The sequence below is a fragment of the Ruminococcus sp. CAG:57 genome (assembly GCF_000435935.1).
GTDB lineage: Bacteria > Bacillota > Clostridia > Oscillospirales > Ruminococcaceae > Hominimerdicola > Hominimerdicola aceti.
Genome location: NZ_FR890688.1, coordinates 95243 through 103014 on the forward strand (window position 1 = coordinate 95243; position 7772 = coordinate 103014).

Annotated in this window: 7 protein-coding genes and 1 pseudogene; 6 read left to right on the forward strand and 2 right to left on the reverse strand. The window is 41.5% G+C overall.

What is annotated here, in order from left to right:
• Positions 1 to 9 precede the first annotated feature (9 nt).
• The 3 genes from QVO88_RS01420 to rpe all read left to right on the forward strand — a co-directional run bounded on the left by QVO88_RS01420 (position 10) and on the right by rpe (position 2626).
• Entirely contained in the window at positions 10 to 1233 is a 1224-nt protein-coding gene (locus QVO88_RS01420; protein WP_022286753.1) for a sodium ion-translocating decarboxylase subunit beta, read from the forward strand.
• A gap of 68 nt (positions 1234 to 1301) precedes the next feature.
• Positions 1302 to 1886 (forward strand): 5'-deoxynucleotidase, encoded by a 585-nt coding sequence (gene yfbR / locus QVO88_RS01425; protein ID WP_022286754.1) that lies wholly within the window; start codon positions 1302 to 1304, stop codon positions 1884 to 1886.
• 86 nt (positions 1887 to 1972) lie between these two features.
• Positions 1973 to 2626 (forward strand): ribulose-phosphate 3-epimerase, encoded by a 654-nt coding sequence (gene rpe, locus QVO88_RS01430; RefSeq protein WP_022286755.1) that lies wholly within the window; start codon positions 1973 to 1975, stop codon positions 2624 to 2626.
• Here rpe and QVO88_RS01435 read toward each other — a convergent pair.
• Positions 2609 to 3145 (reverse strand): adaptor protein MecA, encoded by a 537-nt coding sequence (locus QVO88_RS01435; protein ID WP_288177689.1) that lies wholly within the window; start codon positions 3143 to 3145, stop codon positions 2609 to 2611. The genes rpe and QVO88_RS01435 overlap by 18 nt on opposite strands.
• Before the next feature lie 78 nt (positions 3146 to 3223).
• The gene (abc-f, locus tag QVO88_RS01440) at positions 3224 to 5167 is read right to left on the reverse strand and encodes a ribosomal protection-like ABC-F family protein (RefSeq protein ID WP_022286757.1); all 1944 of its coding nucleotides are present in this window, start codon (positions 5165 to 5167) and stop codon (positions 3224 to 3226) included.
• Between the two features lie 217 nt (positions 5168 to 5384).
• Here abc-f and speD point away from each other — a divergent pair, with 217 nt between their 5' ends.
• The 3 genes and pseudogenes from speD to QVO88_RS01455 all read left to right on the forward strand — a co-directional run.
• Entirely contained in the window at positions 5385 to 6200 is an 816-nt protein-coding gene (gene speD / locus QVO88_RS01445; RefSeq protein WP_171028812.1) for an adenosylmethionine decarboxylase, read from the forward strand.
• A 16-nt stretch (positions 6201 to 6216) separates the two neighbouring features.
• A complete protein-coding gene (locus tag QVO88_RS01450) occupies positions 6217 to 7668 on the forward strand; it encodes an aminotransferase class I/II-fold pyridoxal phosphate-dependent enzyme (protein WP_038671728.1) in 1452 nt (483 codons plus the stop codon).
• A gap of 16 nt (positions 7669 to 7684) precedes the next feature.
• Positions 7685 to 7772: pseudogene (locus tag QVO88_RS01455) on the forward strand (spermidine synthase); the annotation flags it as partial.

The following is a 7772-nucleotide window of genomic DNA, read 5'->3' on the forward strand; positions in this document are numbered from 1 at the left end:
TGATAATAGATGTCAATAATTAATTCATTTCTTGATACCATGGCGTCTTTGGCGTCACAGTCGGGTTTTGCGGGTTTCCTCGTAGACGGTGGCTGGAAAAATATCATAATGATACTTATTTCATTCGTATTTATGTATCTGGCTATTGCAAAGGGCTTTGAGCCGCTTCTGCTTCTGCCTATCTCATTCGGTATGCTGCTTACAAACCTGCCATACGCTGAGATGTATCATCCAGACTTCTGGAACTATAAAACGGTTGCAGGCAATGATCACTATATAGATTACGGTCAGATACTTCAAAAGGGTGGTCTGTTGGATATTCTTTACATGGGCGTTAAGCTTCAGATCTATCCACCACTCATATTCCTTGGAATCGGTGCTATGACAGACTTTGGTCCGCTGATCGCAAGCCCTAAGAGCTTTCTTATGGGTGCTGCTGCACAGGGCGGTATCTTCTTTACATTCATCGGTGCAGCTCTCTTCGGCATGAGTGCTGCTGAGTGCGGTTCTATTGCTATCATCGGCGGTGCTGATGGTCCTACATCTATCTATGTATCTTCAAGACTTCTAACCTCAAACAGTAATATCGGCGTTGGTACTATTGCACTTGCAGCCTATACATATATGGCTCTTGTTCCTATTATCCAGCCGCCTATCATGAAGGCTCTTACAACAAAGAAAGAGCGTTCAGTAGTAATGGGTCAGCTCAGACCTGTTTCTAAGGTAGAAAAGCTTATTTTCCCTATCCTCGTAACTATCGTTATCTCACTCATGGTTCCTTCAGCAGCTCCACTGGTTGGTATGCTCATGTTTGGTAACCTTCTTAAAGAGAGTGGCGTCTGCGACAGACTTGTTAAGACTGCTCAGAACGAGCTTATGAACATCATCACTATCTTCCTTGGTGTAACAGTTGGTGCAACAACACAGGCAGATAAGATCATGAATATTCAGTTTGCAGAAGTTATGGCACTTGGCGTTGTAGCATTCTCAATTGGTACAGCCTGCGGCGTACTTCTTGGTAAGCTTATGTATGTTCTTTCAGGTCACAAGATCAATCCTCTTATCGGTTCAGCAGGTGTATCTGCCGTTCCAATGGCAGCCCGTATCTCTCAGAAGGTCGGTCAGCAGGAAGTTCCTACAAACTATCTGTTGATGCACGCTATGGGTCCTAATGTTGCCGGCGTTATCGGTTCAGCCGTTGCTGCTGGTGTTCTTCTTACAATTGTAAGATAAGATCAGAAATTTTTCGGGACGATGAAAAGCATCGTCCCGATTTTTGTGTATAGTTTAGGAGTGTTGATATGTCGGAAAGTAAATTTTTTGCAGTGATATCTCGTATGAAATATATAAATCGTTGGGCACTTATGAGAAATACGATCAATGAGAATATTAGCGAGCATTCCCTTGAAGTTGCTTTTATCGCACATGTGCTTGCACTTATCAGAAATAAGCGATTTGGCGGTAATGTTTCTCCTGAGAGATGTGCGCTGCTTGCTATGTATCATGATGTCACCGAGATAATCACAGGTGACTTGCCTACGCCTATAAAATATTACAGCCACGAGATAAAGGGCGCATATGATGAGATCGAGCAGAAAGCCAAAAATACTCTGGTGTCTTATCTTCCTGATGATCTGAAAGAGGACTTTGAGCCGCTTTTCTGCAAAACTTCACAGGAAGAAGAAGCATGGACTCTTGTTAAAGCGGCTGATAAGCTTTCTGCACTTATAAAGTGCCTTGAAGAAAGACAAATGGGAAATACTGATTTTGCATCAGCTGAAAAATCTACACTTGAATCTATTGTCGCAATGAATATTCCAGAAGCAAATGTTTTTCTTGATGAATTTATTCCAGCTTATACATTAACTCTTGACGAACAAGCTTGACAATGCCCCAGTGGTGTTGTATAATAGAAACTGAAATTATAGGACAATATTAAGTGGGAAGATATTGAATTAACGGAGGTTTTCAATTGGATATTATCGTTTCTGCGTCGCTGCTTGCCTGCGACTTTTCAAACCTTGCGTTCGAGATAAAGCGTGCTGAGGACGCTGGTGTTGACTGGATTCATTATGATGTCATGGACGGAATGTTTGTGAGAAATATAAGTTTTGGCGAACCGCTTTTGAAAAGTGTGGGCAAAAGCATAACTGTTCCAGTAGACGTTCATCTCATGATTTGCGATCCTATCAGATATATTGATAACTACGCAGATCTTGGAGCTGACCTTATAACTTTTCATTATGAGGCGGCTGATGATCCGCAAGCTGTTATTGACAAAATACATTCGAGGGGGATCAAGGCAGGAATCTCCATTAAGCCTGCAACACCTGTAAGTGCGATCCAGCCATTTCTTAAGTCTGTTGATATGGTACTCGTTATGACAGTAAACCCAGGTTTTGGCGGTCAAAAGTTTATTCCTGACACTCTTGAAAAAATAAGCGAAGTGAGATATCTAATTGACCAGACGGAAAGGGATATCAGACTTCAGGTTGACGGTGGCGTAAATCTCGAAACTGCTGGTTTGCTTAAAGAGTCTGGTGCAGACACTTTAGTAACGGGAACATATGCGTTTAAGGCAAACGATATGCCAGAGGCTGTTAAGCTTCTAAGAGAAATAGTTTAGTTTTTCAAAAGGAGTACTGCTCAATAATGGGCTGTACTCCTTTATTTTGTTTATAATCACGTTGTCAGTAGCGCAGGTTTTCAGTAAAGCTTTTTTCGCAACTGTTGAGCGTGCGTATCCTATGGTGAAGATTAGAGCATAACCACTAGGAAGCTGATACAGACTGCTTTTTATAATCTTTTCGGAGTGTTTTTTGTATATTTCAGTAGCTTTTGATATTAGCTCGTTTGGATCGTAGCTGATTATGGCAAGTTCGGTGGTGTGATGACTGTCGTTTTTAGGTAGTATAAAATATATGTTTATTGTTTCTTCGCTTGTCAAAGCAACATCAACTTCAATATTTCCTTCGGATATTTTTATAAGTCCTGTCTCTTTGAGTATAAACATGAGTTCAGATAAAAAATCTTTGCTCCTTTTGTTGTTTTTCTCAAAATCTTCAAAGGATATATTCATTATCCGCATATCCTTTTCGTTGAGAATAACTTTTATTTCATACTCTGACAGCCTTTTTATCTCCAAAACAAACACCCCTTATGTATAATGTCAGTCTGTGCTGTATCATTATACTCATAAGGGGTGGTTTCTGTGAAAATTTGTTTATGAAAGCTGATCTGAAAGTTCTGCCCATTCGTCCATTTTCTGGTCAAGGGCGGTTTTGGCTTCTTCAAGCTCTTTGCATTTCTCGCTCATTTTGCTGTAGTCGGAAGCTATCTCAGGGTCAGATATGGCATTTTCAAGTTCAAATATCAGAACTTCTGTATCTTCGATCTCCTTTTCAAGTTCTCTTATGCGGTTGCGTTTTTGAGCGTCAGCGGCACGCTGTTCCTTACTGCGATATTGTCTTGCTTTGTTTTCTTTGTACGCTTTTTCCTCTTCAGCACGCTTTATCTCTGCTTCGCTCTGCATCTTGAGCTGACGGGCAGCGTTCACCGCTTCGCTGTATGCGTCAAAGTTGCCCTCGTATGAGTTCACCTCGTCATGCTTTATCTCTATTATCCTGCTTGCTACCTTGTTGAGTAGATATCTGTCATGAGATATAAGGATTATCGTTCCACCAAACTCTGCCAAAGCGTCCTCCAGCACTTCTTTTGTGCTTAGGTCAAGGTGGTTTGTAGGCTCGTCAAGCACAAGTACATTTCCACGATTGAGAGCCATTATGGCAAAGCAAAGCTTTGCCCTTTCGCCACCGCTGAGAACAGAAATAGGCTTGAACACATTCTCGCCTGTAAGCAGAACTGCACCTAGCACGCTTCTTGCCTGTTGTTCTGATAATCTTGGATAGCGATCCATTATTTCTTCAAGCACTGTCTTATGGGGATCAAGTATAGCGTGTTCCTGTTCAAAATAGGATATCTTCACGTTTCCGCCCCAGCTTATATTGCCGCCCTCGTGTGGGATAATGCCTTGGATAAGTTTCAGTATAGAAGTTTTTCCGATACCGTTCGCACCGATTATAGCAACGTGCTCTCCACGGCGAACGTTCATGGTAAGTGACTTTATAAGCTCCTTTTTGTCAGCACCCTCGCCAACGACCAGCGGACAATCCACAACTCGCACAATATCCTTTGTTGGCTCAATGTCATATTCAAGCTTTATCTTTGGAGACTTTGTGTACATGAGCGGCTTGTCGATACGCTCGATATGGTCAAGCATATGCTGTCTTGACTTCGCCATTTTTGAGGTTGAAGCCCTGACGAGATTTTTCGCCACATAGTCCTCAAGCTTTGCTATCTCTTTTTGCTGTGCCTCATATTCTTTGAGCTGACGCTCTGAGTTCATTTTCTTTTGCACAAGATAGGAGGAATAGTCTCCCCGATATGATGTGAGCCTGCCTTGTTCTATCTCACATATTCTCGTACAGACCTTGTTTAGAAAATATCTGTCGTGGGAAACTATGATTATTGCACCCTTGTAGCCTTTGAGATAGTCCTCTAACCACATGAGCGTTTCAAAATCAAGGTGGTTGGTAGGCTCGTCAAGTATAAGCAGATTAGGCTCTTCAAGAAGAAGCTTAGCCAGTGCAAGACGTGTTTTTTCACCGCCTGAAAGAGTAGAGATGACTCTGTCTGTAGGTGTTGAGCCAAAGCCCATGCCGTTAAGAACCTGCTTTATTTTCACATCTATCCTATATCCGTCCCGAGCCTCAAAGTATGAAGAAAGCTCGGCATACTCATGGCTTATGTCGTCAATATCGCCGCCATCTGCCATTTTCTTTTCAAGGACTTTCATTTTATCCAGTGTTTCAAGGAGGGGAGCGAAAGCGTTCTTCATTTCCTCACCTATGGTAAGTTCAGAATTAAGTCCGCTGTTCTGCCTTAAAAAGCCAATGGAAGCCTTGCCTGCGATATTCACAGAGCCTAGTCCTTCGGGGGTCTTGTCATAGCCCTCACTGCCTGTAATGATATTAAGCAGGGTAGACTTTCCGCATCCGTTTATGCCGATAAGTCCAACGGCTTCTCTGTCTTCAACTGTAAAATTTATATCCTTGAGCAGTGCCTGCCCATTGAAATATTTGTAAAGATGTTCAACATTCAATAACATTGTATATTTCTCCTGTAACAATTATCAGAACTTATTATACACTATTTTCTTCTTGATTTCAACCTTTTTTATTTTATTGCCACACTTATGCCATGCTTAATAAAAAAATATGAAAAAAGTGCGTAAAACTATGTACTTTTTGATCGAGATGTGGTATAATGAAAACAAGTCTATAATTTTAGTCTTGATAGGCTGATTATTTTATCCGAAAGGACGGGTGATGTTAGGGTTGGAGCAGAAGCTTTCTTTGTATGGTTTTAATAATCTAACCAAGACCCTTAGCTTTAACATATATGATGTATGTTATGCCAAAACTGAAAGAGAACAAAAGGAATATATTGCTTATATTGACGAGCAGTATAATTCAGAAAGACTTACGAAAATTCTTTGCGACGTTACTGAGATGATAGGCGCAAGGATACTTAATATATCAAAACAGGATTATGAGCCGCAGGGTGCGTCTGTGAACGTGCTTATTGCTGAAAAAGCCCTCGATGAGGACAGTATCGACCCTTCGTGCAATCAAGGAAAAATAGGCGGCGATGTGCCTGAAATGATACACGCTCACCTTGACAAAAGTCATGTAACTGTTCACACATTTCCTGAATATCACCCAGACAACTCCATTTCCACATTCCGAGTGGATATAGATGTTTCTACTTGCGGAACTATTTCTCCGCTAAATGCACTGAATTATCTTATCAGCAGCTTTGACTCTGATATTATCACTATTGACTACCGAGTAAGAGGCTTTACGCGAGATGTTTTGGGAAAGAAGTTTTTTATCGATCACAAGATAACTTCGATTCAGGATTATATAGATAAAAATACGCTGACTAAATATGACGCAATAGATGTCAATGTTTACCAGTCGAACATTTTCCATACCAAGCTTCTCATTAAGGATATCGACTTGCAGAATTATCTTTTCAAGCAGGACGTATATGAGCTTACGCCGAAGCAAAGGCTTGATATAACAGATAGTCTGCGCCGTGAGATGATCGAGATATACAGCGGCATGAACATATACTGATAAGGTAGTGATAGATTTGAACTTAACACAGAATAACGCACCTGTGTATGAGGCTTTAAAAAAACATATGAGGAACAGAGTGGTGCGTCTTGATGTACCTGGTCACAAGGGCGGAAGAATGAATAAAGAGCTTCGTGACTTTTTGGGCGTGGATTGTCTGAAGTGCGATGTGAACTCCATGAAGCCACTTGACAACCTTTGTCACCCTGTTTCTGTAATAAAAGATGCTGAAATGCTTGCCGCCGAGGCTTTTGGTGCAAAGCACGCTTTCTTTATAGTAAATGGTACTACTGCCGCAGTCCAGACGATGATATTTACAAGTTGTAAGGCAGGAGATAAGATAATAATGCCGAGAAACGTTCACAGAAGTGCTATCAATGCACTTGTTGTGTGCGGTGCTATACCTGTTTATGTAAACCCAGGCACAAACAAACAGCTTGGAATACCTCTTGGAATGTCCGTTAAGGACGTTGAAAAAGCTATCAAGGAAAATCCTGATGCAAAGGCTGTTTTGGTGAATAACCCGACTTATTACGGAATTTGCTCTGATATAAAAAGCATCGTCAAGCTTGCCCATGAGCATGGTATGTTGGTGCTCGCGGACGAAGCACATGGCACTCACCTTTATTTTGGTGAGGGTCTGCCTTGCTCTGCAATGGCGGCAGGAGCAGATATGGCGGCAGTATCAATACACAAAACAGGAGGAAGCCTAACGCAGTCATCGCTTCTTCTTTGTGCAGATACTGTTTCGGAGGGTTATGTAAGACAGATAATTAACCTCACTCAGACCACGAGCGGTTCTTATCTGCTTATGGTATCCCTTGACCTTGCAAGAAAAAATCTTGCGCTCAACGGCAAGGAGCTTTTTAAAAAGGCAGTTGACTATGCCGATTATGCAAGGGAAGAGATAAATAAGATAGGTGGCTATTACGCTTTCGGTCGGGAGCTTGAAAACGGTGACGATATCTTCGCATTTGACAGCACAAAGCTTTCTGTTCACACAAGAGCCATGGGATTGGCAGGTGTTGAGGTCTATGACATTCTCCGTGACGATTACGACATTCAGATAGAGTTCGGTGATATCGGAAATATACTTGCTATAGTTTCCGCAGGAGATAGAGAGCTTGAGATAGAGCGTTTTATATCCGCACTTTCCGAAATTAAAAGGCTTTATTCAAAAGACCCGTCAGGAATGTTTGACCACGAATATATCAATCCTATCGTTGAGATACCGCCGCAGCAAGCTTTCTACAGCGAGAAAAAATCAGTGCCTATCGAAGAAAGCAACGGTATGATATGCGGAGAGTTTGTTATGTGCTATCCGCCGGGAATACCTATCCTTGCCCCTGGTGAGAAGATAACTTCCGACATACTTAATTATATCGCATACTGTAAAGAAAAGGGCTGTTTCCTTACAGGTACGGAGGATCTTGAGATAAACAACATAAACGTAGTAGTAAATTCATAGAGAGGGGACACATTTTATGGATCTTTGGTTTACTGAAAAACATACGGACGATGTTAATTTCAGCATTCGTGTAAAAAAGCAGCTGTATTCTAAAAAAAGCTACT